Below are 25,793 nucleotides of genomic sequence, written 5' to 3'. Positions count from 1 at the left end.
ACCCGTGCTGGTGACCTCGCGCTCGTACGCCGAGTACGAAGCGATGTTCGACCTGAAGGAACTCCCCGACTCCGTGCTCGACTGCTGCGCGGGTGGCGCCGGCTTCACCGCCGAGGCCGCGGCCCGTGGCGTGGACGCGATCGCCGCCGATCCGGCGTACGAGCTGGACCATCCCGAACTCGTCGACAGCGTCCGGCGCAGCCTGCCGGCGACGTCGGGGATCGTCGGCGAGCACGAGGGGAGTTTCGTCTGGCACTGGTACGGATCGCCGGAGCGGAAGGACCAGCTCCGGATCGAGGCGGCCGACCGGTTCCTGCAGGACGTCGCCGCCGCGCCGGAGCGGTACGTCGCCGCGGGCCTGCCGGATCTGCCGTTCGGCGATCGGCGGTTCGAGTTGGTGCTGTGCTCGCACCTGCTGTTCACGTGGGCCGACAAGTACGACCGGGACTGGCACGCGGCCGCGCTGCGCGAGCTGATCCGGGTCAGTAACGCCGAGGTACGGATCTTCCCGCTGGTGCTGCAAGGGGCCGGCGAGCCGATCCCGTGGCTGCCGGACCTGCTGGATTCGCTCGAAGGGGTGACCTACGAGATCCGCAAGGTGCCCTACGAGTTCCAGGTAGGCGCCGACCAGATGCTGGTCATCACCCGCACCTGATCCACTGGGAAAGCCGTCCGGGGTGCCGGGCAGGTGGTGGGAGGACGGTCTGCCACCGGCCCGCCCGGCTGCCGGGTCAGCGGAGGTACTTGCCGCAGACGGGCCAGGGGGAGGCGCCGCGCTGCGCGTAGAGCTTCTTCGCGCGCATCAACTGCTCGGCCGCGGAGGCGTTCGCCGGGTTGCCGGAACCGCCGACGCTGCGCCAGGTCCGCAGGTCGAACTGGAACAGCCCGTAGTAGCCGGCCGGGTTCACAGCGCGCGGGTTGCCGCTGGACTCGCAGTTCGCGACCTTGGCCCAGGCGCCGCTCAGGTCGGCCTTGCCGCTCCTCGTCGCCGGGCGGTCCTCGGAACGGTTGGGCCGGGCCTTGCGCTCGGTCTTCTCGGACTTCGAGGTCTTCTCGGCCTTCGTGGTGACCTTCTTCGGCGCGGCGGCGGCCTTCTTCACGCCGTCCAGCGTCAGAGTCTGACCGATCAGAATGAGGTTGGGGTCCTTCAGGTTGTTGATCCGGGCCAGTTCGTGCCAGTCGGTGCCGTTGGCCTGGGCGATCTCGGAGAGGGTGTCGCCGGACTTGACCTGGTAGTCGGTCGCGAACGCCGCACCGGCGCCGGCTGCGGTGATGCCGGCTCCCAGACCGGCGATGGACAGGGTTCGAGCCACCCGGCGGGTACTTCGCCGGGTGCGCGCATGTCGGGCCTTGGACATCTGAAAAGCGCTCCTTGTGAGGTTGGGCATGGTGGGACGCACCAGGCCCCCGTGCAGGGGAGAGGGGCACTCGGACAGGTCACAGGACGGCGTCCGAACGGTCACGCCCCGGTAACGGCGTGACCTGAGTCATCCTGTGGGACGTTCGGCGGAAACGCAACCCCAGATTCCGATCTGCCCCGAACTTTTTCCAGGGCCTGACATTCCGAAACCCCAACAACAGAACGGTTTCCGGGCTCGGCGCGCAGGGCGACGATGGGCGGAACCGATCGGTTTACCACCGCTTGGAATCGGCTGTCCGGGGCTGTCTCGGCGGCGTTGTCCCGTGTCGTCCGGGCGGTTCGCTCGTTATCGAGACACGGGTGCCGCGGTCCGGCGATCGCGGCGTGGCAGCCGGTGGATGAGGCGACGGATGTGATGGGGGCGGAAGCGGTGATCCGAGTGGCTCTCGGCCATCACGGCACGTTGGTGCGTGGTGCACTGGCCGCGGTGCTGGCAAGAGAGAACGACCTGGACGTGGTGGCCGAGCTGGACCGTTCGGAGGACGTGCTCCAGGTGGCCGGGCGACGTCCGGACGTGTTCCTGCTCGACCCGCAGCTGCCCGGCCGGATCCGGATCGAGGAGCTGTGCCGCAAACTCGCCGGGCGCGGGGTGCTGGTGCTGATCGACCACGAGGCGATCGCGGCGACCAGCCTGGCGCTGGTGAAGCAGGCGCCGCGGATCGGGTTGATCGCGACCGATGCGACCACGGACCTCCTCGTGCAGGCAGTGCGCGACGTCGCGAAGGGGCTGCCCGTGGTCGACGTACGGCTGGCTGTGGCGGCGTTGAAGGCCGGTGACAACCCGCTGACCGATCGCGAGTGCGAGGTACTGCGGCACGTCACCACCGGCGCGACCGCGCAGGAGGTCGCCCGTACGCTCAGCCTCAGCGCGGGCACTGTGCGGAACTATCTGTCCCGGATCCTCGCCAAGACCGGATCCCGCAGCCGGATCGAGGCGATCCGGAAGGCTCAGGACGCCGGCTGGATCTGAGCAGCTGTCCGGGGTGCGGGTGTCCAGCTGCCGTGCAGGTCGCGGTACATGCGGGACGTGCGCATCAGGGTGACGTGGGTCCCGAGCGCGGCCTGGTTGCCGTCCAGGACGAGGATGCGACGCGCGCGCAGGGCGGAACTGATGCGGTGCGCGATCACGATGAGCGTTCCGTGACGCTTCGCGAACGCCTCCTCGGCCTGCCGTTCGGCCTCGGGGTCGAGGAAACAGGTCGCTTCGTCGAGCACTACGAGCGGTGCGGGTGACAGATAGGCGCGCACCAGCGCGAGCAGTTGCTTCTCACCGGCGGAGAGCTCGTTCGGCCGGACGGTGGCGTGCAGGCCGCCGATGCGTTCGACGAGTTGCTCGGCGCCGATAGCCTTCGCGGCGAGCTCGAGTTGGTGATCTGTTGCATCAGGCAACAAGTAGGCCAGGTTGTCGCGGACGGTGCCGCTGAAGACGTAGGCCTCCTGCGGGATCAGTACGCGGGTCTTGGCGAGCCTTTCCGGAGTCACCTCGGCAGGAGGGGCGCCACCGACCAGCACGCGACCGCTCGTCGGCGTGAGCATGCCGCAGATCAGGCCGGCCAGCGTCGACTTGCCGATGCCGCTGGGGCCGACGACGGCGAGGTGTTCACCCTCGGGGATCGTCAGCTCGAGTTGGTCGAGCACCGGCTCGGCTTTGGGACCGTATGCGAACGTCAGCGCACGCAGGCGGACCTGGTAGCCGTTCAGCTCGTCGACCGGTCGCGGATCCTCGGCCGGTGTCGAGGCGTCGAGGATCCGGCCGAGCGTGATCACGTACCGCAGGCCGCTGTCGCCCAGAGCGTTCATCACCGTGTTCAGCGCCGGTTGCAAGCCGATCAGGACGTAGGTGAGCCCGCCGAGCAGCGTGCCCGTGCTGACTCCACGCCCCACCAGCCACGGCCCCGCCGCGAGCAGGATCAGCAACGGAAGCCAACCGCCGACCGCGAAGCACAACGTCCGTAGCGCCGACACTTTCGCCAGGGCGCGCTCCGCCGCCGCGTGGGCCTCGATCGGCTGGCCGGCCAACCACTCGGCGTACTCCTCGGTCCCGGCTGCGGAGATGTCGCGTACTCCGCCGAACACCATCCCCGCCGACGCGGCGAGTTCCTCGTCCGCTGTCAGCGAGGCGCGCACCCGGTCCGCTGCCATCCCGAGCACCGCGAGCGACAGCATGAATCCCAGCAAGAACGGCGGTACGACGAATGCGGCGACGAGCGGAGCGAGTGACAACAATCCGGTCAGTACGCCGAACAGCGTGACCGCAAAACTGCGCAGCACGAGGACCAGTCCCGCGAACGTGTCACGAACGATCTCCACCTGCCGGTTCAGTCGCGCAACCGCCCCGTCGTCCCCGGAGCGGAGCGCGCCGCCGACAACCCGGCGTACCAGATCGTCTCGCAACGGCTCGACCAGCTCACCGAGCCGGCCGTACACCTGCCGCGCTCCGGCCGCGCCCAAACAAGCTGTCGCGACCAGCCCGCCCAGCCAGGCGATTCCTTGCCACGCATGCCCGTCGAGAAAGCTGTCCGTCGCCCGCGCCACTGCGATCCCGTACACCGCCGTCGGCAGGATCTCCGGAACCGACCACCCGATCAACCTGACCGTGGCCCGCTTCCGCAGCGCGGCAGCGCCGTACGACAGCTCTCGTCTCATCCGAAGACAGCTCTGTAGGACGTGTTGTGCCAGAGGTCGGCGTGCGGGGCGATGGCTTGGACCTGGCCGTGGTCGAGCCAGATGACCAGGTCTGCGCGCGCGGCGGTGGCCGGGCGGTGGGTGACGATCAGGCGGGTGCGATGGTGCCGGTCCTCGGTGAGGGTGCGGCTGATCTGGCGTTCGGTCGCGGTGTCCAGGCTCGATGTCGCGTCGTCGAGGACCAGCAGGCGACGGGCCGACCAGGCACGCGCCAGGCCGAGGCGTTGCCGTTCGCCGCCGGACATCGGTGCCTTGCGCAACGAAGTGAAGTACCCGTCGGGCAGGCGGCTGACGAAGTCGTGGGCGTGGGTGGCGCGGGCGGCAGCGAGCGTACGGACCGGGCTGACCGCGTGCGGATCGATCGCCTCACCGACGGTCCGGCCGACCAACTGCGGACGCTCGAAGGCGCATCCGACCGCGCTGCGCAGCGCGCGCCGGCTGACGGCCTGCAGCGGTACGCCGTCCAGCGAGACCTGTCCGGTCGACGGGTCCCGTAGCCGCGCCGCGACCGCTGCGAACGTCGACTTGCCTGCACCGCTCGGGCCGACGACAGCGATCGTGATCCCACCCGGGAGATCGAGATTCACGTTGTCCAGCAGGACGTTCCCATGGGCGACCACGCTGACGCCGTCGAACGTCAGTTGTCCGGGACCGGCCGGCAGCGTCAAGGTGCCGTGGGCGACTGGCTCGATGGCGATCACCTCACCGGTCCGCTGGACGCCGGCCTTCGCCCGGGCGAGCTCGCCGAGCACACCGGTCAAGTTGCCGAGGCCGGCGCCGAGCACGGCGTACTGCGAGGCAGCGAACAGCTCGCCAGCGGTGATGTTGCCGGCCACGAGCTGCAGTCCGCCGACGGCCAGGACGGCGACGAGGACGAGCGGGCCGACGACCGCGGCCTGCGCGCCGGAGCGAGCCAGGATCCGCCAGGTGACGACGCCGTTGCGGTGCAGTTCGGGGAGCAGACCGAGGATGCGGCGCTCCTCGCGTTCCGTCGTACCGGCGGCCGTGATGGTGCGGATGCCGGTGAGCGACTCGGACAGCAGGGCGGCGATGCGGCCCTGGGTTTCCTGGTAGGCGAGGCTGACGTCGGCGGTCCGCTTGGCGAAGGTCCAGAGGACAAGGACCACGAGCAGGACGCCGCCGAAGAACGCGGCGGCCAGCCAGGGGTCGATCACTGCCAGCAGGACGAGGCTGCCGAGCGGGGGCGCGATCGCGGCGATCGCGGTCACCGCGGCCGGTCCGGCCTGAGCGGCGTCGGTGGCGTTGGCCGAGACACGGGTGACGAGGTCGCCGGTCTCGAAGTCGCGCGTACCGCCGGGGCCGCCGCGGACGACGTGCCGGACGAGCCGATGGCGGAGCCAGGCCGTGGTCTCGGCGACACAGGCTGCGCCGGCGAACGCGTCGACGATGCTCGCCGCGATCCCGAGCCCGATCAGCCCTGCCGCGACAATCAGCCAGCGCGTATACCCGGTGCCGGCCACGATCGAGTCGACCGAACGACCGAGGATGGTCGGGAGTGCGAGCGTGACGGCGCTGCCGATGAGCGCGTTGACCCCGATCAGCGGCAACCAGCCTCGCCCGTGCTTGGCCACTTGGTTGAAGGTGATCATTGGCTCAGGCCCGTCTCGGTGGCGATGAAGGCGAGCATGTCGGCGGCGAGGTTGATGCCGCCGGTCGTATGTCCGGCGTTCGGCTCGAACCTCAGCAGCACCGGCCGGCTGCTCGCCGTCGCGTGCTGCAGCGCCGCGCACAGCTTCCTCGCGTGCAGCGGATCGACGCGGGTGTCGTTCCCGAAGGCCGTCAGCAGCACGGCCGGGTACTTCACGCCGTCGGTGACACGGTGGTACGGCGAGTAGCTCGCGAGGGTCTTGAAGGCGTCGGGGTCTTTGACCGAGCCGTACTCCGCGGTCCAGCGCTCGCCGAGACCCGACAGCTCGTAGCGGATCATGTCGGTCAGCGGTGCCGAGCAGACCGCGGCGGCGAACAGCTCCGGGCGTTGGGTGAGTGCAGCCGCGGTGAGGAGGCCACCGTTCGACTCACCGCAGATGGCGAGTTGGTCGGCGGTGGTCCAGCCTTCGGCGATCAGGTGCTCGGCGGCGGCGATGAAGTCGTCAATGGTGTCCTGCTTGTGGTGGCGGGTGCTCGATGCACCGTCGCCACGGAGTGTCGCGGTGACGAAGGAGCCGCCTGCTTCGACCCAGGCCAGCGCGAAGGCGGAGTACGTCGGGGTGAGCGCCTGCCCGAACCCGCCGTACCCGTAGAGAATCGTGGGACGCGGTCCTGGTTTGCCGATCACTCGCAGCTCGACACCGGAACCAGCCGTCAGCCGATGCGTCTCGGCCTCGTGCCCACCGCCTTCCGCGCTACCCCAGTCCGTTGTGTTGTGGGTGCTCGCGTCGTAGCAGTAGGCCCTCGGCGGCGTGACGCTGTCTGTGTAACTGAACCAAGCCCGATTCCCGTGCGCCGTCAAAGAACCAACCGATCCTGCACCGGGCAGCTCGACCCTGCCTTGCCCTTCACCCGTCAAACGGTCGTGGACGGTGATCTTGGTTGCCGTGCTGACCAGGACGACGTCGTCGAGGACGGCGAGACCGGTCAGCGGCGCGTTGGGCTGGATGTAGTCGTGCCAGACCGTTGGCTCGGTCGGGTCGCCGACGCAGATTCTGCCGGTGGGCGCGTCCTGCGTGGTGACGACGTACAAACGGCCGTCCGGACCGACCGACATGATCGTGGTCGCGTCCTGCGGGAGGTGCCGCGGCGGCGCGTCCGTTGTCAGGTCAGCGAGCCACACCTCGGTTGTCGTACAGATCGTCAGCCAGCGGCCGTCCGCGCTGATCTCCAGCCCGTACGACGCCTCGTCGGCAAGGATCGTGGCGTCGTCGGGGTCGCCCACGCGGTGGCGGCGTACCTGACGGAAGCGCACGTAGTAGAAGGTCTCGTTGTCCGGGATCCAGGCCACGGGGGAGTAGCGGCAGCCGTCGATCGGGCCGTCGATCAGCTCGCCCGTCAGTACGTCGAGGACGTGGAGCGAGGAGCGTTCGTCGCCGCCGCGGGAGAGTTGGTATGCCAGCTTGGTGCCGTCCGGAGAGGGCTGCCAGGCGTCGAGCGTGGTCAGGCCGCTCGGATCGAGTTGCTTCGGGTCGATGAGCGGCGTCTCGTCGACGTACAGCACGGCGTACTGCTGCCCGGTCTCGCGGCGCAGTGTGAAGCAGCGGCCACCGCGCCAGACGGGCGTGGACACGCTGCGGACGTCGGACAGCTGCCGGACGCGGTTCTTCCAGCGGAACCGGCTGGTCAGGGACGCGGCGTACGTCAGCCACAGGTCGTCCTGGTCCCGGAGCCAGTGCTCGGAGGCTGAAGCATCCTCGAGCCAGCGGTACGGGTCCGCGACGGTACAACCGTGCACCTGCTCCACGAGCGTCAGACGCTCGGCGCATGGATAAGCCTGCACGGAGACAATCACCTCACTCTCCTTGTCCACCAACACAACGAGCCCGCGGGCTCGGAGCTACCCAGAGACAGGTCGGCCCTGGGCGGGTACTGCCCGCCCAGGGCCTCACTACCTGACATACAGGTGCCGTTATCAGTGGCAGAGCAGCAGGCTCAGGTTGCTCGGGGTCTGCGAAGCGCAGCCCAGCACGGTCAGCGTGGAGCCGCCGTGGTGGTGGCCGCCGTGGCCGTAACCCGGGGTCTCCAGACCCTGAAGGTCGAGAAGTGCCATGTGTTTACACCTCCTTCGGTGCAAGTCGTCGGGATGAGGACTCGGACCACTGGGGAGGTCCGAGGAACGGGAGGGACACCGGCGCAGGATCCGCATGGTGCAGCGCCGTACCCAGAGCCAGCAGGACGCCGGCCGATCCGGTGGCCAGGTCCATCGAGAGACGGAGCAACTGGTTGCCCGGGTACGCGAGACCGCCCTCGAACGGCATCGCGTGCCAGCCGAGGCCGTGCACGAGGTCGTCGACCGTCGCCTGGTCCTCGCCGAGCGCAGCGGCGGTGAGGAGCAGGCCGGCGCGACCCATGAACAGGCCGGGCTGGACGTAGTAAGAACAGTGAGTGACCCGCTTGAGCTCCTGGAGCGTGGCGGCGAACTCTTCGGACGGGCGGTGGCGCAGGTAGCGTTCGAGCACAAGAGCGATACCGGCCGAGCCCTCTTCGAGGTACGGCAACGTCCGCCAGCCCTGGTTGACCTGGCGCATCCCGTCCTCGGTGAGCACGGTGCGTTTGAGGTCCTGCCGGATCGCGATCTCCGCAAGGTCGAGCAGACCGGTGTCGCCGAGTTGCTCGAACGCGTTGAGGAACAGCAGCGCCGGACCGGAAGCGCCGTACATGAGGCCGGCACGGGCATGCTGACCGCCACTGATCTCGGGTACGTCTTGGTCGAGCCGGTCTGCGACCAGGTCGAGGACTCGGACGGCCTTGGCCCGCAACGCCGGCTCGGTGTCGAAGTGCAGAAGGTTCAGGCCGATGCCGGACAGGCCGGAGTGCAGTCCGAGCTCGCGGGAGCTCCAGTCGTCGGCGAGAGTGCGTTCGACCAGGTCGAGCGCGTCCTGCCGGTGACCGAGCTCGTCGAGGACGTGCGCGACGCCGTGCAGACCGTCGTACAGGCCGGGGCCGGCCGCGGTGTTCAGGGCTTGCTTGCGCAGCCAGTCGTCGTACTCCGGGAAGCGTCCGGCGCCTGTCCTGGCGAGCGCGTAGAGGACACCGGCCGCACCGGTGGCCAGGTCGATGCCGCCGCCGTCGCGGAACTGCGCGATGTCGCCGGGGAACAGGCGGTCGGTGCGTTCCGGGGTCGCTGCCGCGACGATCGCCTTGGTGAGTGCCGCGCGTACGTCGGTCCACTCCGCCTTGCCGGGCAGGGCCAGGTCTTCGAGCTCGTTGGTGGTGTTGGCGCCGACGATCGTCCGGACGGCCTCGTCGAGCGTCGCGCGCGGCACCGGGAACGTGTCCGCGATCATGTCGGCGAGCTGGAACGCCTTGCCGGGGTGGAGATTCAGCAAGATCGTTGCCTGCGGCGCGTAAACGCCGAGCGCGATACAGGCGAGCGCATACCGGTCGACGTCGACACCTTGCCGGTCCTGCGGAGCGGCGTACCCGGGATGGGCGAGCGTCGAGCGCGCGTGGTCCTCAGCCTTGGTCGCGACCTCGAAGTCGATCAGCGTCAGCTTGCCGTTCACGTCGAGCAGCAGGTTGTCCGGATGCAGGTCGCAGAACACCACGCCGCGCTCGTGCAACTGGCCGACGGCCTCGCCGACCTTGGCGATCATCGCGGTCGCCCATTCGGCGTACGCCGCCTTGTCGGCCTCGGTCGCGTCCGGATGCGTCAGCGGATAACGCCGTACCAGCTCGCGTTGCAGTGACACCGAGTCGATGTGCTCCTGCACGAGGAAGTGATGGTCACCCAGCTGCAGGTAGTCGTGCGTCTTCGGTACAGCGTCGAGGCCGTCGAGCTGCTCGAGGATGTCGCGCTCGTGGGCGATCCGCGCGACCGCGTCCCGCCCGGCCATGTCGAGACCCGCGTGCGGGCGGCCCTCCTTGAGTACGACGCGGTCGCCGGTCTCGTTGTGGTGGCCGAGGTACACGCCGCCGCCGTTGGAGAACTGGATGACGCCGTCGATCGTGTACGCGAGGTCGTCGGTGGTGACGGCATTGCGCGCTTCGAGGTGCGGCCGCAGGAAGTCCGGGAGCTCGACCCAGGGCGGCAGGACGAAGGTCGGGCCGCGGTGGTCGGGGACGAGATTGCCCTGCGCGTCTTCGATCGCCAGGACGCGTTCCCCGGTCAGGGAGAGGCAGTATCTGCTGACGAAGGCGCCGTACCGCACGAACAGCGGACCCTCGGCGTAGCGCAGATCGCTCAGGATATAGGGGCCTTCGACGCCGTGGAGGACCTCGTCGAGCTCCTTGAGCACGAGCTCGAGCTGCGTGTCGTCGGTCGGGTAGATCGTCACCAGCTTGCCGCTCGACCCGCGGGGAGCGGCCTTCGAGTTCGTCATCACCAGGACGGCCTCGTTGCGCAGGAACTTGAACGCGATGCCGCGCGGGACGCAGTACTCCCACACGGCCTCGAGCGTCCGCCCGACGTCCTGGAGCCGCGCCGAGACGTGAATCTTCCAGCCCTGCTGGGGAAGCCGGAGACCGTCGGGCGCGTAGTGCATCCACTGCTCGCCCGGCACGTGCTGCCAGCCGCTCGGCACCGGCCGCTGTGTGATCGCGAAATCCGGATGCTGCGCACCACGGTTGGCCGGCGTCTCGTAGAACCGCCGATCCGCAAGGCAGTAGAACTCGTAACTCTCGTGCATGACTGTCCGACCCCCCTTTCGTGGTCCCGCCACATCTTGGGCGCCCCGGGAGGGGTCGGCGTAGTGCACGATGTCATCACTCTTACGTGAAGAACGCACACACTACGAGTGAGTAAGTAGACACTCTTCGTTACCGAATCGAGTATCCTGAGCGCAAATCACCCCGCGACAACATGTCAATCCACCGCAAGAACATCACGGCCCGTAACTTCCGTCGGTCTTCGTCGTACAGCCGGCGCGATCAGACCGGGTAGGTGTGGACCTCGGTGGCTTTGAGGGTGGTGTGGAGGGGTTGGCCGGGGGTGAGGTGGAGGTCGGCTACTGCGGCGGGGGTGATGTCGGCGAGGAGGTCGGCGGGGCCGCTGGGGGAGGCGTCCAGGCGGACTCGGACTGTGTGGGCGTGCTGTTCTATGCCGGTGACCACCGCGGGCCAGGTGTTGCGCGGGCTGCCGGACGGGGGCTCTACGTAGAGGCTGACGGCGGTGGGCGGGAAGGCTACGTGGACTGGGCCGGTGGCTGGCTCGGCGAGTGTGATCGTGCCGCCCTCGGGCAGTCTGACTGCGGTGCCTGAAGCGTCGCCGCGGTAGAGGTTCAGGCCTACTAGTTGAGCTACGTAGTCGGTGCGGGGGCGGTGGGCCACCTCGGTGGGTCTGCCTTCCTGGACTACCTGGCCGTGCTCGATGATGACCAGGCGGTCGGCCAGGACCATGGCGTCCAGCGGGTCGTGGGTGACCAGCAGGGTGCGGCCTTCGAAGCGGTTGAGGTGCTGGCCCAGTTCGGCTCGGACATGAAGCGTCGTACCGGCGTCCAGTGCGGCCAGTGGTTCGTCGAGCAGCAGGAGCTCGGGGTCGGTGGCCAGCGCGCGGGCCAGGGCCACGCGTTGGGCTTGCCCGCCGGACAGAGCGCGGGGGCGAGTACGGGCGTACTCCGACAAGCCGACTGTTTCGAGCCAGCGCGAGGCCTCCAGCCGGGCGGTCTGCTTCTCTACACCGCGGGCGCGAAGACCGAACGCCACGTTCTCCAAGCAGTTCAGGTGGTTGAACAGCAGGTAGTCCTGGAACACCACGCCGATCGGCCGACGGTCCGGCGTACGAAACGTGCGCGGCGGCTCGTCCCACACCGTGTCGTCCAGGGCTATGCGTCCGCGGTCCAACGCGAGCAGTCCGGCGATGGCACGGAGCGCTGTGGTCTTGCCGGCTCCGTTGGGGCCGAGAAGCGCGACAACCTCACCAGGCTCGACAGTCAGGTCCAGTGCGAGCTCGAAGGAGCCACGGCTCACCTGCACATCGGCGTACAGAGTCAACGAAGCCCACCGATCCAGCGTTCGCGGAGAGCCGCCAGTACGACGACAGACACCAGCAGAAGCACCAGGCTCAGTACGACGGCCACCTCGGGATCAGTCTCCAACGCCAAGTACACGGCCAGCGGCATGGTCGTCGTACGGCCCGGGAAGTTGCCCGCGAACGTGATGGTGGCGCCGAACTCACCCAGTGCCCGCGCCCAGCAGAGTACTGTCCCCGCAACAACGCCAGGTGCGATCGAAGGCAGGGTCACGCGCCGGAACGTCAGCCACCGTCCGGCACCGAGTGTTGCGGCCGCCTCCTCGTACCGCGGGTCAGCAGCACGCAGCGCGCCCTCCACGGAGATCACCAGGAACGGCATAGCCACAAAGGCTTCTGCAACAACCACACCGGCAGTGGTGAACGGCAGCGACACGCCAAACCACGTGTCGAGGTGCTGACCGACCAGACCGCGCCGTCCGAGCACCAGCAACAACGCAACGCCACCAACCACCGGCGGCAGCACTAGAGGAACCGTCACGAACGCCCGGATCAGACTCCGCCCCGGCAACCCGCCACGGGCGAGCAGCCAGGCCAGAGGAACACCTAGTAGCAAGCACAAGGCAGTGGCAAGAGTCGCGCACACCAGTGACAGCCGCAGTGCCTGCCACACGTCGGCGCTGAACAGGCGGTCCGGCAGCGTCGACCAAGGCGCCTTGATCAGCAGACCAACCAAGGGGACGAGCAGGAACGCCAGACCGAGCAGAGCAGGCAGCAGGAGTACTAGAGGCAGCCGCCCGCTGGTGCTCCTGCCACGACGGCTCACGGCGCGTCGAAGCCCGCGGCGGTCAGGACCATCTTGCCCTTGTCGGACAAGACGTAGTCGACGAAGGCCTGGGCGCCGTCCGGGTTCGGGGCCTTGGTCAGCGTGGCGATCGGGTACTCGTTGACGGCCTTGCTCGACTCCGGGAACTCGATGCCCTCGACCTTGTCCTTGGCGGACAGTACGTCGGTCTTGTACACGAGGGCCGCGTCGACCTCACCGAGGCTGACCTTGGTGAGCGCCGCCTTCACGTCCTGCTCGAGGCTGTCCGGCTGCGCGGTGATGCCGACCGCCGCGAACACCTTCGCGGCCGCCGCGCCGCACGGCACCTGGGCCGCGCAGATCGCGAGCTTCTTGTTCTTGTCCGCGAAGTCCTTGATCCCGGTGATCTTGCCCGGATTCCCCTTCGGTACGGCGATCTCCAGCGTGTTCTTCACGAAGTTCGTCGGCGTGCCCTTGTCCTTCACATCGTCCATGTTCTTCGGCGCCGCCGACGCGAAGACGTCCGCCGGCGCTCCGGAGTTGATCTGCTGCGCGAGTGCGGAGCTGCCGCCGAAGTTGAAGGTCACCTTCACGCCGGGGTGGACGGCCTCGAAGTCCTTGCCCAGCTGGGTGAACGTGCCGGTCAGCGAGGCGGCGGCGAAGACGTTCACCGTGCCCGACAACGCCGACGAGCTGGTCGACGGAGACGATGCCGCCGGGGTGTCGCCGCCACACCCGGCCACGGCGAGCGCGGCGACCGTGGCAAGGGCGGCGAACGCGGTACGGCGGAACATCAAGCCTCCGGGATCTCGACGACGACATGGGTGGACTTGATGGAAGCGACGGCCACCACCCCTGGCTCCAGGCCGAGCTCGTCGGCGGCCTCACGGCTCATCAGCGACACGACGCGGAACGGCCCGGCCTGCATCTCGACCTGGGCCATCACACCGTCCTTGAGCACCCGGGTGACGATCCCCCGCATCCGGTTGCGCGCCGACGCCGCGGCGGTGTGACCCGGCTCAGGCGAGTCCGCCAGCTCCTGCGCGAACGCGGCGAGCACTTGCCCGTCGACGGCCATCCGGCCGTTCTCCTGCTTCGACCGCAGCCGGCCCTGATCGATCCAGCGACGCACGGTGTCGTCGCTGACCCCGAGGAGGGCGGCCGCCTCACTGATCCGCAAGTTCGGCACGGAAGACAGCCTACCGCCGCAGATGCGGATTGATGCCAGGTTTTCCACAGTCGCGAAGCGGTGACGGAAAGTAGTGGCGATTCCTCGTAAGTTAGAGGACATGAGCACATCGGCGATGCGGGACTACTTGGACGGGCCGCACAAGGCGGCGCGGGACGTCGTGCGGGCAGGGCTGGGCGCGCACGCTGACTTGGGTGACCTGGCGGTCCGGCTGCCCCGGGACGAGTACCGGGACCGGATCCTCGACCTGCTGCTGCAGTCCGCCAAGGACGGGCTGCCCGCGCGGGGCTATCCGAAGGAGTACGGCGGCGAGGCGGACCTGGGCGGGTTCATCGCGGCGTTCGAGACGCTGGCCTTCGGCGACCTGTCGCTGATGGTGAAGGCCGGTGTGCAGTTCGGCCTGTTCGCCGGCGCGATCCAGCACCTGGGGACCGAGAAGCATCACGAGCGGTATCTGGCGGATGCGATCAGCGGGCGGCTGCTCGGCTGCTTCGCGATGACCGAGACCGGTCACGGGTCGAACGTGCAGGCCCTCGGCACGACGGCGACGTACGACGAGGCGACGGGAGAGTTCGTCGTCCACACGCCGTCGGCCGCGGCGCGCAAGGACTACATCGGCAACGCGGCACGGCACGGGCGGATGGCCGCGGTGTTCGCGCAGCTGATCGTCGGCGGCGAGAGTCATGGTGTGCACTGCCTGCTGGTGCCGATCCGGGGTGCGGACGGTGCGGCGCTACCGGGCGTGACGTTGTCGGACTGCGGGCCGAAGCTCGGGCTGAACGGGGTCGACAACGGGCGGATCGTCTTCGACCAGGTCCGGGTGCCGCGGGACGCGTTGCTCGACCGCTACGCGCAGGTCGATGCGGACGGCAACTACAGCAGCGCGATCGAGAACCCGGACCGCCGGTTCTTCACCATGCTCGGCACGCTGGTGCAGGGCCGGGTGTCGGTCGGCGGCGCGGCGATCAACGCGAGCAAGGTGGCGCTGACGATCGCGATCAGGTACGGCGCTCAGCGGCGCCAGTTCGGTGCTCCGGGAAGTAGCGAGGAGGCGATCCTGCTCGACTACCGGATGCACCAGCGCAGGCTGCTGCCGTTGCTCGCGCGGACCTACGCACTGCACTTCGCGCAGGCCGAGTTGGTGGAAGAGTTCGCCCGGGTGTTCGACGACGACGAGGGCGAGCACGACCGGCGGGCGCTGGAGGCGCAGGCGGCCGGGACGAAGGCGCTCGGGACGTGGCACGCGACCGAGACGATCCAGATGTGCCGCGAAGCCTGCGGCGGCGCGGGGTACCTGGCGGAGAACCGGCTGGCGGCGCTGAAGGCGGACACCGATGTGTTCACCACCTTCGAGGGCGACAACACGGTCCTGCTGCAGCTGGTGGCCAAGGGTCTGCTGACGGACTACCGCGAGTCGTTCGGCAAGCTCGACCCGTTGGGTACGGCGAGGTTCGTCGCGGCGCAGGCGGTGGAGATCGCGGTCGAGAAGGCCGCGCTGCGTCCGCTCATCGAACGGCTGCGAGACGTAGTGCCGAATCGGAGCGATGCGGCGGACCCGGACGGCGGGCTGCGGGACGACGCGTACCACTCGGGACTGCTGCGTTTCCGGGAGCAGCACATGCTGTCCGGGGTGGCGCGGCGGCTGAAGGGCGGGATCGACGCCGGGGACGATCCGTTCGACGTTTTCAACCGGTGCCAGGACCACGTGATCGCGGCCGGACGGGCGCATGTGGACCGGATCGTTCTCGAGGCGTTCCAGACCGCGGTGCGGAACGCGCCGGAGGAGATCCGGCCGCGGTTGCAGGATGTGTACGACCTGCACGCGCTGGCGACCATCGAGGCGGAACGCGCGTGGTACCTCGAGCACGGGCGGTTGTCACCGGGGCGGTCGAAGGCGATCACCGCGCTCGTCAACGAGTTGTGCGCGGTCGTCCGTCCGGCCGCGGTGGAGCTCGTCGACGCTTTCGGAGTACCGGGCTCGGCAACGGAGGTGCCCATGGTTGTACCGTCACAGCATGAGTGAGTCGACCGAACCCGCGTCGGCTGCCGAGGCCGCCCGTGAACTCGCCCGGGTGCTGCTGGAGCAGGCTGACGCGCTGGACCTGCACGACCTGCGGGCCACCGGCGCGATCGAGAACGTCCGGGTCCAGGCCCGGGCGCTCGCGGACGCCGTGCACGAACGAGGCTGGGGTGACATCTTCCTCGGGATCGACTCGTACGACCCCGACGAGCTGGACGACCTGCCGCTGGGACCGGACGACTTCGACGACCCCGCGGACTACCGGGAGATCGTCGAGGGCGGGTCCCTGGACGACCTCGAGGAGCTGGAGCCACTGCTGCCGGAGAACGGGGTCCGGCTCAGCTACCAGGCGCGGTACGACTACGTGGTGACGGACCCGGACGCCTTCGTGCGGTACGTGCGGAGCCGCGCGGACGAGGCGCAGAACGACGAGGTGGTCGACGACATCGAGGACGCGCAGTCGGCGTTCGAGCTGCTCTGCTACCTCGACGGGCTGGGCTCGAAGGAGTACGAGTCGTTCGGACTCGTCCCCGGCGGCGGCGAGGAATCCCACAAGATCGTCCAGTTCTCCCTGTGGGACCTGGACCCGACCCGGCGCGACGACACCTATCCGTACTAGGCCGGAAAAACCAGCCCGGAAACAGAACCGCCTCGCTGTACTGGTCCCCAGCAGCACCAGTACAGCGAGGCGGTTTTCAGTAAGAAACGCCGACCGTGCCGGGTGTTGGTCGCCACCTCACTGGCGACCAACACCCCACCGACACGGCCGGCGTCCTGCTGTTGCCCCGAGAGGGCAGTGGCCCGAAGGAGGGCGGTCCCGCGTCTCATTCCGTGACCGGCAGGGGAGGTACAGTCCGGTCGCGGACGGGAGTACTGCGGAATCCACCTGGACCTAGTGCCGGCGACCCGTCCGCCGCCGACAAGAGAACGTTGTCACGCGGCCCGCCTTACCGGGAATCCTCCGGTTCAAACATTTGCATTGCCTTTGAAGTAAGCAACGCTCAGTGAAAATTCCCTCACTTTCCGTGCAGATGTTGCCTTCTGCAACAACTAACCACTCGTCAAGTTTTCCTGTGGTCATTGGCGAAGCTGGGTGAGAACGGCGAGTACGCGGCGGTGGGTGTCCGGAGCGTCGGCGATGCGCAGTTTCTGGAAGATGCTCCGCATGTGACTCTCGACCGTCCGCTCGGCGAGCACCAGTTGCGCGGCAATCGCGCCGTTCGAGCGCCCCTCCGCCACCAGTGCCAGCACCTCGCGTTCCCGCGCGGACAACGCGGCCAGCGGATCGCCCGCCCGCGTCGGCGTCACGAGGGCGGCGACGATCGCCGGATCGAGCGCCGATCCGCCGTCCACGACCCGGCGCATCGCGTCCAGGAAGTCGCCGACGCGCAGCACCCGGTCCTTGAGCAGGTACCCGAACCCGCCGGTGCCCACGAGCCCGACCACGTTCCGGGTCTCGATGTGCTGCGACAGCATCAGGATCGGGCGGTCCGGCCGCTCCGCGCGCAGTGTCGCGGCGGCCCGTGCACCGTCGTCCGTCATCGTCGGCGGCATCCGTACGTCGATGATCGTCAGGTCGGGATCCAGCGCGCGCACCACGTCGACGAGTGCGTCCGCGGTCTCCGCCGTACCGGTGACGTCGTGACCGTTCTCGGTCAGCAGCCGGCTCAGACCCTCACGGAACAAGGCGGAATCCTCGCCGATCACGATGCGCACGGGATCTCCACGGTGATCGAGGTCCCGGCTCCGGGTGGGCTGTCGACCGTGAACTCCCCGCCCACCGACGCGACCCGGTCCCGCAGTGACGTCAGCCCGAACCCCTCCCGGGCTCCGCCGACACCGTCGTCGCGCACGACGGCCCGCAGTACCTGGTCGGTCACGCCGACCGAGATCGAGATCCGGGTCGCCCGCGCGTGCTTGAGCGCGTTCGCGATCGCCTCGCCGACCGTGAAGTAGACCGTCGTCGCCGCACTCTCACCGACCTCCAGTTCGGGTACGACGAGATCGACCGGCAGAGTGCTGTCCGCGACCAGGTCCCGCAGCGCGACGGCAAGACCGTCGTCGAGCCGACTCGGCCGCACCCCGTGCGCGATCCGCCGGAGCTCCGCGACGGTGTGCTCGAGCGTCTCCACCACCTCGTCGAGCTCCCGGTACGCCGGTACGCCGGGAGACAACTGGTACTGCACCGATCGCACCCGCATCCCGATCGCGATCAGCCGCTGCTGTGCGCCGTCGTGCAGGTCCCGCTCCAGCCGCTGTCGTTCCGCGTTGACCTCGTCCATCAGCCGGGCCCGACTCGACCGCACCTCGGCCAGGGCTTCGCGGAGCTCCAGCCGCAACCGGCTGACCTCGATCGGCAGCCGAGCCTCCACGGCCGCTTCGCGTGCCCGCCGGACCCGGCGTGCAGACGTCGTACCGAGGATCAACGCGCCGACCACTGAGTCGCCGGTCTGCAACGGGATCGCGTCGTCGGGTACGGCGAGTTCCGCTCCGGGGCGACGCAGGAGCACCCGCAGCCCGGGGTCGTCGAGCGCGGAGCGCAGGACGGACTCGATCTCCTCCGGCTCGGCCTCGCCGTCACGGACCCGCCGGACGAAGGCGCGGATCCGGGCCAGCGCGACGGTCCGGTCCGGGTCGACCAGCCTGCCGATCGCGCGGTGGATCCAGTGGTACAGCGGAAGCAGGACGAGCGCGGTGACGAAGGCAGCGGTCGTGATGCCGACCCGGTCGGGGAAGTATCCGCCGACCACGAGGACCACGACCGCGAACACACTCGCCGAGATCAGCGTGGTGACGAGCCAGCTGACGGTCGCACCGAGCAGCCGGTCGATGTCGAACAGGTCGTGCCGCAGGATTGCGACGGTGATCGCGCCCGGGACGAGGAACAGCATGGCGACCAGGAACCAGGTGTAGGCCAACGTCCCGGGGACGCCGAGTGCGGTGGCCAGCCAGCTCGCGGCGAGCAGGATCGGCACCGCGACGGCCGCGGCCATCAGCCAGCGCAGCCGTTGCCGAGTCAGCTCATCGCCCCGCCGGTACCGCACCACCAGGCTGGAGGCGGCCGCGAGCAACGTGGCCAGAAACGCTCCGAAGACAACGACGATCAGCACCACGCGCAACGGCGTCGGGCTGGTCCGCGCGGCCCCTTCCCGGGACACGACGAGAGTCACCAGCGCCGCCGCGACCGGCGTCGCCGCCCAGACCCACCGCCAGAGCCGACCTGGCAGCAGGCCGTCCGGGAACAGCAGGACCAAGGTGACGAACCCGAGGAAGATCCACGGCCAGGTGCCGTCCGCGATCGCGTCCAGAGCGGATGCCCAGGGCCACGGCCGAGAGGTTCGCGCCGACGCGCCCCAGTCCTCGACGGTGAAGACCAGCGCGGGCATCGTGGCGGTCAGCGCGAGCGCCGGCGCGATCGGACTGGCCGGAACGCGAACGACAACCAGCCAGCTGAGGAGGAACGCCGGCAGCAGCAGGACGGTGGTGACGGGCCAGTCTGCCGGTGACCCGACCGAGGGCGGACCGTAGGCGAGCACCGCGCGTACGGCGGCGGCCGCGACGAACACGACCGTCGCGGCGACGACCAGACGCCGAGGCCGGAGCACAACCACATGATGACCGCGGACCGCCGCTCGCGCACCCGTGCCAGCACTTAGTGGCCGGCCACGACCGAAGTCCGGCGACAGCACTGATGCCGAGGGCGGTGCGGCGAAGCGATCGTGAGGGGATCAGCTACTCGAGGAGGGGATTCCCGTGATCGCCATCGCCACCGTCCTGTTCGCCTTTCCGCTCGGCTTCTTCCTGCGGAACCGCCTGTCCGCCTACGTCGCGTACGTCGCGATCTTCGGCTACTGCTTCACGTTCCAGTTGGTGTACCTGATGCGCAGCTGGGTCGGCGACCGCTCGCAGGCGTTCCCGGCGGACCCGAACGCCTGGCCGTTCGGGTACCTCTTCGTGACCGCGGGCATCTACGTCGTCGGCAATCTGCTGGTCGCGCTCGGGCACCGGGTCGGCAGCAAGCGCCGTAACCGGGCCGTCGACCTCGACCCGGTCACGTGACAGTCGCCTGGCGCTCCCGGAGGGAGGAACGTCAGGCGAGTTCCAGCGACGGCCGGACGGGGACATCGCCGTACGTCGTGGTCCGCTGCCGGGCCGGGCGGCCGGCGGCGGTGGCCATCGCGGTGAGTTCGGCGATCGACTTGCGGCTGCCGTGCTTGGAGCCGGCCATCCGGCTGATGGTCTCCTCCATCAGCGTGCCGCCGATGTCGTTGACGCCGCCGTTCAGGACCGCGACGCAGCCGTCCACGCCGAGCTTCACCCACGAGCACTGGATGTTGTCGATCCGGCCGTGCAGCATGATCCGCGCCATCGCGTGCACCGCCCGGTTCTCGTCGTACGTCGGGCCCGGCCGAGCGACACCGGCGAGGTAGATCGGCGAGTTCTGGTGGATGAACGGCAGCAGCACGAACTCGGTGAAACCACCGGTCCGGTCCTGTACAGCGGCGATCGTGCGCAGGTGCTGCACCCAGTGGTGCGGCGCGTCGACATGTCCGTACATCATCGTCGACGACGACGGGAGCCCGACCTTGTGGGCCGTGGAGATGACCTCGATCCACGAAGCCGTCGGCAACTTTCCCTTGGTGAGGATCCAGCGGACGTCGTCGTCGAGGATCTCGGCCGCGGTGCCGGGGATGCTGTCCAGTCCGGCCTCCTTCACCGAGATCAGGAACTCCTCGATCGACAGGCCGGTGCGCACCGAGCCGTTCACGATCTCCATCGGCGAGTACGCGTGGACGTGCATCTCCGGGACCCGGTCCTTCACCGCGCGGACCAGGTCGGCGTACGCCGTACCGGGCAGGTCGGGGTGGATGCCGCCCTGCATGCAGACCTCGGTCGCGCCGATCACCCACGCCTCCTCGGCGCGCTGGCCGACCTCGTCCATCGACAAGGAGTAGGCGTCGGCGTCGGTGCGGCGCTGGGCGAACGCGCAGAACCGGCAGCCGGTGTAGCAGACGTTGGTGAAGTTGATGTTCCGGTTCACGACGTACGTCACGTCGTCGCCGACCGTTGCCTTCCGCAACTCATCGGCAAGGTGCGCGAGCTGGTCGAGCGCGGGACCCGTGGCCGTCATCAACGTCAACGCCTGAGCATCGGAAAGCCCGGCGGGATCGCGCTCGGCGGCGGCGAGAGCCGCCTTCACCTCGGCGTCGATGCGCTCGGGCGCACCGCCCGACGCGGAGCCCGCGGCGGCTTCGGCCGCACGCCGTGCCGCGACGTCTTCGCGCAGTACGTCCCAGTCGCCGTACGCCGCGTCGAAGTCGGAGCGGGTCTCGGTACGACGGCCTTCGGTGTCGATCGCGGTGTGCAGGTCGGTGCGGCCGACGCTGTCCCAGCCGCCGTCGGGCTCCTGCCAGGGGAGGCCGACCGGCTTCGCGGCCTCGTTGGCCAGACCAGTGGCAGGATCGACGAGCGCCTCGACGTGCGAGATGAGGCGCGGATCGAGCCACGGCTCCCGCAGGTACTCCGGGTGCGCGGTGAGCCGCTCGCGCAACTCGAACCCGGCGTCGGCGGTCACCTTCGCGAGGTCGTCGATCTGCGGCCAGGGGCGCTCGGGGTTCACGTGGTCCGGCGTGAGTGGCGAGACCCCGCCGAAGTCGTCCACGCCCGCGTCGAGCAGCGCACGGCACTCGGCGAGGTCGACCAGGTTCGGCGGCGCCTGGACCCGGACCCGCGGCCCGAGCACGATCCGCGTCACGGCGATCGCGGCCAGCCACTCGTCCAGCGGTACGTCGGCGTCGTTGCGCATCGCGGTGTCCGGCTTCACCCGGAAACCCTGGATGATGACTTCCTGGATGCCGTTGTACTGCCGGGCGATTTTCCGCAACGCGAAGATCGAGTCGGAACGTTCCGGCAGCGTCTCCCCGATGCCGATCAGCAGCCCGGTCGTGAACGGCACGTTCGACCGCCCGGCGTCCTCGAGCACCCGGAGCCGGACCGCCGGGTCCTTGTCCGGTGACCCGAAGTGCGGCTGGCCCTTCTCCTCGAACAGCCGCCGCGACGTGGTCTCGAGCATCATCCCCATGCTCGGCGCGACCGGCTTCAGCCGCTGCAGGTCTTGCCACGACATCACGCCGGGGTTCAGGTGCGGCAGCAGACCGGTCTCCTCGAGCACCCGGATCGCCATCGCCCGGACGTAGTCCAGGGTGCTGTCGTACCCGGCCTCGTCGAGCCACTGCCGCGCCGCGTCCCACCGCTCCTCGGGCGCATCGCCCAGCGTGAACAGCGCCTCCTTGCAGCCCAGCGCCGCTCCTTGCCGCGCGATCTCCAGCACCTCGTCGGGCGACAGGTACGGCGAATGCACCCGACCCGGGGTGGTCGCGAAGGTGCAGTAATGGCAGCGGTCCCGGCACAACCGCGTCAGCGGGATGAAGACCTTCTTCGAGTACGTGATGATCCCCGACCGGCCGGCGTCGGCCAGCCCTTGGTCGCGAACCCTCGCCGCAGTGGCCATCAGCGCGGTCAGCGCGTCGCCGCTCGCGCCGAGCAGCACCTCCACCTCCGCCGGGTCGAGGGTCTTGCCGTCGTCCGCGCGCTTCAGGGCGCGCCGCATCGCTGTCGTCAGATCAGGGGCCACGAAATCCGAGCCTAAATCGCGGAAAACGCTGGATCCCGCGATTCCGGACAGCAAAATCAATCCGTACAGACGTCCTGATAGTTTGCTGTTCGTGCAGGTCAGGCGGGGTGTCGACGGGCGCCGGGTGCGCGGTGAGCAGCGCCGGAGCGAGTTGCTCGCGGCGACCCTGACCGTGATCGAACGCGACGGAGTCGCAGGTGTGAGCCATCGCGCGGTGGCCGCGGTGGCCGATGTCTCGGTCGCCTCGATCACCTACCACTTTCCGACGCTGGACGACCTCCTGGTCGCGGCCCTCCAGTCGGCCGCGGAGGATCTCGCCGTCGAGCTGCACGGTCGCGGGAGCGAGTTGGGCGCGCGACCGGCGGACGAGTTGGCGCGGCTGATCGAGCACAGCGTCGTACGGCGCCGTGGCCGGACGCTGGCGCTCTACGAGTTGTACCTGTACGCGGCTCGGCGGCCGGAGCTGCGGGAGACGGCCGGTGCGTGGTTGGAGCCGCTGACCGAGATCGCCAGGGCGTTCACCGCGGATCCCCAGAAGGCGAGGCTGTTGGTAGCCGCGCTGGATGGCCTCCTGATGCAGGCGCTGATCGGCGCCCGTGACCTCGACCAGTCCGACGTCGCCGCGTTATTGGAGGTGCTGAGGTAGCCCGCGCCGAGTACTGTCGCGAAGGAACTCGCCAACAGGGAGGTCCTCGGTGTCAGAGCCCCCAGTACAGCCACTGTTCGCATCCGCAGCCCGCGCCGTCCGGAAACTGCAGGACCTCGGCGATCCGCTGCCCGCCGAGGCGGTCACTCAGCTGTCCAAGCTGGAGAGCAGCTCCCTGAGCGACGCGGAGCGCCGTACCCAGCTCGAGACCCTGCTGCGGCCGTTCGTCCTGCTGGACGTGTCGATCGACGAGCAGGGGATCGCGTCGTGTACTCCGGGCGCCGCGCCGCCGCGACTGGTGCAACACGGCTGGCGCAGCTTCCTCGTACGGGTGGCGAATCCGCACCGGATCGAAGCCAACCTGTCCGCGGGGAACAGCGGTGTGTACGGCGTGATCGACTATCAGAGCCACTCCGCGCGGATCGCGTTGCACGACACGCTGACTGTCGTACCGCGGATCAAGGACGCGTGGCTGGACGCGAAGATCGCCGTACCCAGTGAGCTTTCCGGCTTCGAGGTCGAGTACAAGGTCATCAGCCTCTACACCCGCGATGACGGCATCCAGCAGGGCGGACTGTCGGTCTTCGCCGCGGACGAGCACAACCATCACAGCCTGAGCCGGTCACCGCTCGCCGTCGCGGGCTTCCGGACGAACTTCGAGTTGCGTGAGTACGCCGCTTCGTTCGACTTCGACTGTGCACCGGCCCGCGAGATCCGGCTCGACATCCGGGAGCCCGACGGCCGCAGTTGCATGGCCGCGATCACGGTGCAGGACGGGCAGGGACGCTCGTACCCGTCCAAGGCGATGCGACTGGCTCCGGACATGTTCTTCCACGAGCACGTGTATCGGGCGACCGGCGAGATGATCCTTCTGCCCGAAGGCCGGTACCGGGTCAGCGCGATCCGCGGACCGGAGTATCGACCGGTGCTCCTGGAGACCGAGGTCGACGCGGGGACCGAGGCGATTCCGATCACCCTCGACCGCTGGGTCGATCCGGCGGGCCGCGGCTACTACTCGGGCGACCCGCACATCCACGCCGGCGGCTGCTCGCACTACAACGTCCCGAGCGAAGGCGTCACGCCCGAAACCATGATCCGGCATGTCCGCGGGGAAGGTCTCTGGCTGGGGAGTGTGCTCACCTGGGCGCCGTGCTACTACCACCAGAAACAGTTCTTCAGCGGTGAGTCGATCAGCCCGCCGGCCGACCTGGAGGACCCGTTGATGCAGGCCGCCCAGGGCATGACCTGGACTCCGCAGCCGACGGACCGCGATGCCGAGAGCGCGTTGCGGTACGACGTCGAAGTGTCCGGGTTCCCGTCCAGTCACTCGGGCCACCTGATCCTGCTCGGGCTCACCGACCAGGACTATCCAGGGACGAGCCTGATCGAGGACTGGCCGTCGTGGAACCTGCCCGTCCTGCGCTGGGCCAAGGAACAGAACGCACTGGTCGGGTACGCGCACTGCGGAGTCGGTCTCGGGGTCGGCACCGAGGAGTTGCCCAACTACATCGTGCCGTCCTTCCAAGGCATCGGCTCCAACGAGATCGTGGTCGACGTACCCCTCGGTGCCGCCGACTTCCAGTGCGGAGGCCAGTTCGCACCGGCGGCCGAGCTGAACATCTGGTACCACCTGCTCAGCGTCGGCTTCCGCACCCTGATGCTCGGCGAGACCGACTATCCCTGCATGTACGACGAGGGACCGGGCGTCGGGCGTACGTACGTGCGACTGACCGAGCCACCGTCGGGCCCGCAGGCGATCGAGGCGTGGATCACCGGTCTACGGGAGAGCGCGTCGTACTTCGGTGACGGCCGCAGCCATGTCTTCGATCTCGCGGTAGACGGCGACGTCTCTCGTGAGCACCCGCTGGACACTCCCGGCCCGGTGCGGGTCAGCGCGACCGTTGCCGCGTGGCTGCCCGAGGTCCCGCCGCCACCGCCGGCGGGGCGTCCCGTGTACAGCGCGCCGGTCGGCTGGCACCTCGAACGGGCGCGGATCGGTACGTCCCGGTCCGTGCTGGTGGAGGCAGTGCTGAACGGCGTCGTAGTGGCCTCGCAGGAGGTGGTTGCCGATGGCACCGAGCAGGAGGTCGCGTTCGACGTACCGGTGGAAGAATCGTCCTGGCTTGCGCTGCGGATCCTGCGCAGTGTGCACACCCAGCCGATCTTCCTCGAGGTCGGCGGCCGGCCCATCCGGGCCTCCCGCCGCAGCGCCCAGTGGCTGCACGACTCTGTCGATCAACTGTGGAAGGTGAAGTCGGGGTTCATCCGGGAGGACGAGCAGGCTGCCGCGCGGCAGGCGTACGACGAGGCGCAGGCGATCTACCGGTCGCGGCGAGCAGAATGCGAGACCGACTGATGACTCACCAGGCACCTGCCATCGGCTGTTGCGGGCCGGTCGACACCGATGCGCCGCTCGCGGTGACGATCAACCCGGAGGCGCGGGTGAACGTGACCCGCAGCGGTGCGCCGATCGGGACCTTGAAGCCCGGCGAGTGGCACACGCTCGCCGTGACGGTCGTCAACGACGCCTTCGTCACCGGGCCGTTGGCCGTCGAGGCCGAACCGGTCAGCGGACTCCAACTGGATCTGCCGGTGCACGAACTGACCGGTGAGCATCGTCAGGAGGCCGCCTTCCGGGTCCGGCTCGACGCACCCACCGTGGTCGACGTGACGTTGACCTTCCGGGCGCTCGGCGCGCTCGGAGGTCTGGCCAATCACAGCACCGTCAACCTGTTGCTGTCTGCCCGGTAGCGCCTGAGCTACCTGAGGTCGGGCGCTGAGGCCAGCGCCTGTTCCTGTCGCGGGCTGTTGGCTG

21 protein-coding genes are annotated in these 25,793 nt (G+C 69.0%); 8 read left to right on the top strand and 13 right to left on the bottom strand.

Translation table 11 applies throughout. The features are described from left to right. Window positions 1-4 precede the first annotated feature (4 nt). On the top strand, window positions 5-655 hold the full coding sequence (locus tag EV137_RS31690; protein WP_134007696.1) for a class I SAM-dependent methyltransferase: 651 nt from the start codon (window positions 5-7) through the stop codon (window positions 653-655). Window positions 656-731: 76 nt separating this feature from the next. Here EV137_RS31690 and EV137_RS31685 read toward each other — a convergent pair whose 3' ends face one another. Further along, window positions 732-1,358 (bottom strand): transglycosylase family protein, encoded by a 627-nt coding sequence (locus EV137_RS31685; RefSeq protein WP_134007698.1) that lies wholly within the window; start codon window positions 1,356-1,358, stop codon window positions 732-734. Between the two features lie 396 nt (window positions 1,359-1,754). On the opposite strand from EV137_RS31685, the gene EV137_RS31680 reads away from it, so the two are divergent. After that, entirely contained in the window at window positions 1,755-2,390 is a 636-nt protein-coding gene (locus EV137_RS31680; protein ID WP_238175671.1) for a response regulator transcription factor, read from the top strand. On the opposite strand, the gene EV137_RS31675 is transcribed toward EV137_RS31680, so the two are convergent. From EV137_RS31675 to EV137_RS31635, 9 genes are all read right to left on the bottom strand, one after another. Beyond that, window positions 2,369-4,066 (bottom strand): ABC transporter ATP-binding protein, encoded by a 1,698-nt coding sequence (locus EV137_RS31675; RefSeq protein WP_134131795.1) that lies wholly within the window; start codon window positions 4,064-4,066, stop codon window positions 2,369-2,371. The genes EV137_RS31680 and EV137_RS31675 overlap by 22 nt on opposite strands. Then, entirely contained in the window at window positions 4,063-5,697 is a 1,635-nt protein-coding gene (locus EV137_RS31670) for an ABC transporter ATP-binding protein (protein WP_238175670.1), read from the bottom strand. The genes EV137_RS31675 and EV137_RS31670 overlap by 4 nt, the downstream gene beginning before the upstream one ends. A gap of 14 nt (window positions 5,698-5,711) precedes the next feature. Next, window positions 5,712-7,568 carry a prolyl oligopeptidase family serine peptidase gene (locus EV137_RS31665; protein ID WP_202871210.1) on the bottom strand — a complete coding sequence of 619 codons (1,857 nt, stop codon included), beginning with the start codon at window positions 7,566-7,568 and terminating at the stop codon, window positions 5,712-5,714. A gap of 120 nt (window positions 7,569-7,688) precedes the next feature. Beyond that, on the bottom strand, window positions 7,689-7,826 hold the full coding sequence (locus EV137_RS31660; protein WP_130387812.1) for a SapB/AmfS family lanthipeptide: 138 nt from the start codon (window positions 7,824-7,826) through the stop codon (window positions 7,689-7,691). 4 nt (window positions 7,827-7,830) lie between these two features. Continuing rightward, window positions 7,831-10,404: a class III lanthionine synthetase LanKC gene (gene lanKC, locus EV137_RS31655; protein ID WP_134131793.1), complete on the bottom strand. Its 2,574-nt coding sequence runs from the start codon at window positions 10,402-10,404 to the stop codon at window positions 7,831-7,833. A 241-nt stretch (window positions 10,405-10,645) separates the two neighbouring features. Beyond that, window positions 10,646-11,707 carry an ABC transporter ATP-binding protein gene (locus tag EV137_RS31650; protein WP_134131792.1) on the bottom strand — a complete coding sequence of 354 codons (1,062 nt, stop codon included), beginning with the start codon at window positions 11,705-11,707 and terminating at the stop codon, window positions 10,646-10,648. Further along, window positions 11,704-12,510: a molybdate ABC transporter permease subunit gene (gene modB, locus EV137_RS31645; protein WP_134131791.1), complete on the bottom strand. Its 807-nt coding sequence runs from the start codon at window positions 12,508-12,510 to the stop codon at window positions 11,704-11,706. Before modB ends, EV137_RS31650 begins: the two co-directional genes overlap by 4 nt. Beyond that, window positions 12,507-13,283, bottom strand: a complete 777-nt coding sequence (gene modA, locus EV137_RS31640) for a molybdate ABC transporter substrate-binding protein (RefSeq protein WP_134131790.1) — start codon at window positions 13,281-13,283, stop codon at window positions 12,507-12,509. Before modA ends, modB begins: the two co-directional genes overlap by 4 nt. Continuing rightward, entirely contained in the window at window positions 13,283-13,687 is a 405-nt protein-coding gene (locus tag EV137_RS31635; protein ID WP_445991799.1) for a TOBE domain-containing protein, read from the bottom strand. The genes modA and EV137_RS31635 overlap by 1 nt, the downstream gene beginning before the upstream one ends. Before the next feature lie 91 nt (window positions 13,688-13,778). Between EV137_RS31635 and EV137_RS31630 the strand changes: the two genes are divergently transcribed. Further along, the gene (locus tag EV137_RS31630; RefSeq protein ID WP_134007715.1) at window positions 13,779-15,701 is read left to right on the top strand and encodes an acyl-CoA dehydrogenase family protein; all 1,923 of its coding nucleotides are present in this window, start codon (window positions 13,779-13,781) and stop codon (window positions 15,699-15,701) included. Beyond that, the gene (locus EV137_RS31625; protein ID WP_134007717.1) at window positions 15,694-16,317 is read left to right on the top strand and encodes a hypothetical protein; all 624 of its coding nucleotides are present in this window, start codon (window positions 15,694-15,696) and stop codon (window positions 16,315-16,317) included. Before EV137_RS31630 ends, EV137_RS31625 begins: the two co-directional genes overlap by 8 nt. 458 nt (window positions 16,318-16,775) lie before the next feature. On the opposite strand, the gene EV137_RS31620 is transcribed toward EV137_RS31625, so the two are convergent. After that, on the bottom strand, window positions 16,776-17,414 hold the full coding sequence (locus EV137_RS31620) for a response regulator transcription factor (RefSeq protein ID WP_134131789.1): 639 nt from the start codon (window positions 17,412-17,414) through the stop codon (window positions 16,776-16,778). Then, complete coding sequence (locus tag EV137_RS31615; RefSeq protein WP_134131788.1) at window positions 17,402-19,303, bottom strand: sensor histidine kinase; 1,902 nt, start codon at window positions 19,301-19,303, stop codon at window positions 17,402-17,404. Before EV137_RS31615 ends, EV137_RS31620 begins: the two co-directional genes overlap by 13 nt. Window positions 19,304-19,451: 148 nt before the next feature. Here EV137_RS31615 and EV137_RS31610 point away from each other — a divergent pair, with 148 nt between their 5' ends. Then, complete coding sequence (locus EV137_RS31610; RefSeq protein WP_134131787.1) at window positions 19,452-19,757, top strand: hypothetical protein; 306 nt, start codon at window positions 19,452-19,454, stop codon at window positions 19,755-19,757. A gap of 31 nt (window positions 19,758-19,788) precedes the next feature. Here EV137_RS31610 and EV137_RS31605 read toward each other — a convergent pair whose 3' ends face one another. Next, window positions 19,789-22,308: a bifunctional FO biosynthesis protein CofGH gene (locus EV137_RS31605; protein WP_134132006.1), complete on the bottom strand. Its 2,520-nt coding sequence runs from the start codon at window positions 22,306-22,308 to the stop codon at window positions 19,789-19,791. Between the two features lie 115 nt (window positions 22,309-22,423). Here EV137_RS31605 and EV137_RS31600 point away from each other — a divergent pair, with 115 nt between their 5' ends. From EV137_RS31600 to EV137_RS31590, 3 genes are read left to right on the top strand one after another with little or no spacing between them, the layout of a single operon-like run. Further along, window positions 22,424-22,978 (top strand): TetR/AcrR family transcriptional regulator, encoded by a 555-nt coding sequence (locus tag EV137_RS31600; protein ID WP_238175669.1) that lies wholly within the window; start codon window positions 22,424-22,426, stop codon window positions 22,976-22,978. A 49-nt stretch (window positions 22,979-23,027) separates the two neighbouring features. Next, the gene (locus EV137_RS31595; protein ID WP_134131785.1) at window positions 23,028-25,334 is read left to right on the top strand and encodes a CehA/McbA family metallohydrolase; all 2,307 of its coding nucleotides are present in this window, start codon (window positions 23,028-23,030) and stop codon (window positions 25,332-25,334) included. Continuing rightward, on the top strand, window positions 25,334-25,729 hold the full coding sequence (locus EV137_RS31590; protein WP_134131784.1) for a hypothetical protein: 396 nt from the start codon (window positions 25,334-25,336) through the stop codon (window positions 25,727-25,729). Before EV137_RS31595 ends, EV137_RS31590 begins: the two co-directional genes overlap by 1 nt. Window positions 25,730-25,793: the final 64 nt, after the last annotated feature.

The sequence above is a fragment of the Kribbella pratensis genome, assembly GCF_004366075.1.
In the GTDB taxonomy this organism is placed as follows: Bacteria; Actinomycetota; Actinomycetes; order Propionibacteriales; family Kribbellaceae; genus Kribbella; species Kribbella pratensis.
Note: the sequence above shows the minus strand (reverse complement) of the source record. Positions and strands in the feature narration are given on the sequence as shown.

Bases quoted from the DNA above. Each gene is read 5' to 3' on its own strand.
- EV137_RS31685 (WP_134007698.1), bottom strand. From the start codon at position 1,358: ATGTCCAAGGCCCGACATGCGCGCACCCGGCGAAGTACCCGCCGGGTG.
- EV137_RS31675 (WP_134131795.1), bottom strand. From the start codon at position 4,066: ATGAGACGAGAGCTGTCGTACGGCGCTGCCGCGCTGCGGAAGCGGGCC.
- EV137_RS31660 (WP_130387812.1), bottom strand. From the start codon at position 7,826: ATGGCACTTCTCGACCTTCAGGGTCTGGAGACCCCGGGTTACGGCCAC.
- lanKC (WP_134131793.1), bottom strand. From the start codon at position 10,404: ATGCACGAGAGTTACGAGTTCTACTGCCTTGCGGATCGGCGGTTCTAC.
- modA (WP_134131790.1), bottom strand. From the start codon at position 13,283: ATGTTCCGCCGTACCGCGTTCGCCGCCCTTGCCACGGTCGCCGCGCTC.
- EV137_RS31630 (WP_134007715.1), top strand. From the start codon at position 13,779: ATGAGCACATCGGCGATGCGGGACTACTTGGACGGGCCGCACAAGGCG.
- EV137_RS31625 (WP_134007717.1), top strand. From the start codon at position 15,694: ATGAGTGAGTCGACCGAACCCGCGTCGGCTGCCGAGGCCGCCCGTGAA.
- EV137_RS31605 (WP_134132006.1), bottom strand. From the start codon at position 22,308: ATGCGGCGCGCCCTGAAGCGCGCGGACGACGGCAAGACCCTCGACCCG.
- EV137_RS31590 (WP_134131784.1), top strand. From the start codon at position 25,334: ATGACTCACCAGGCACCTGCCATCGGCTGTTGCGGGCCGGTCGACACC.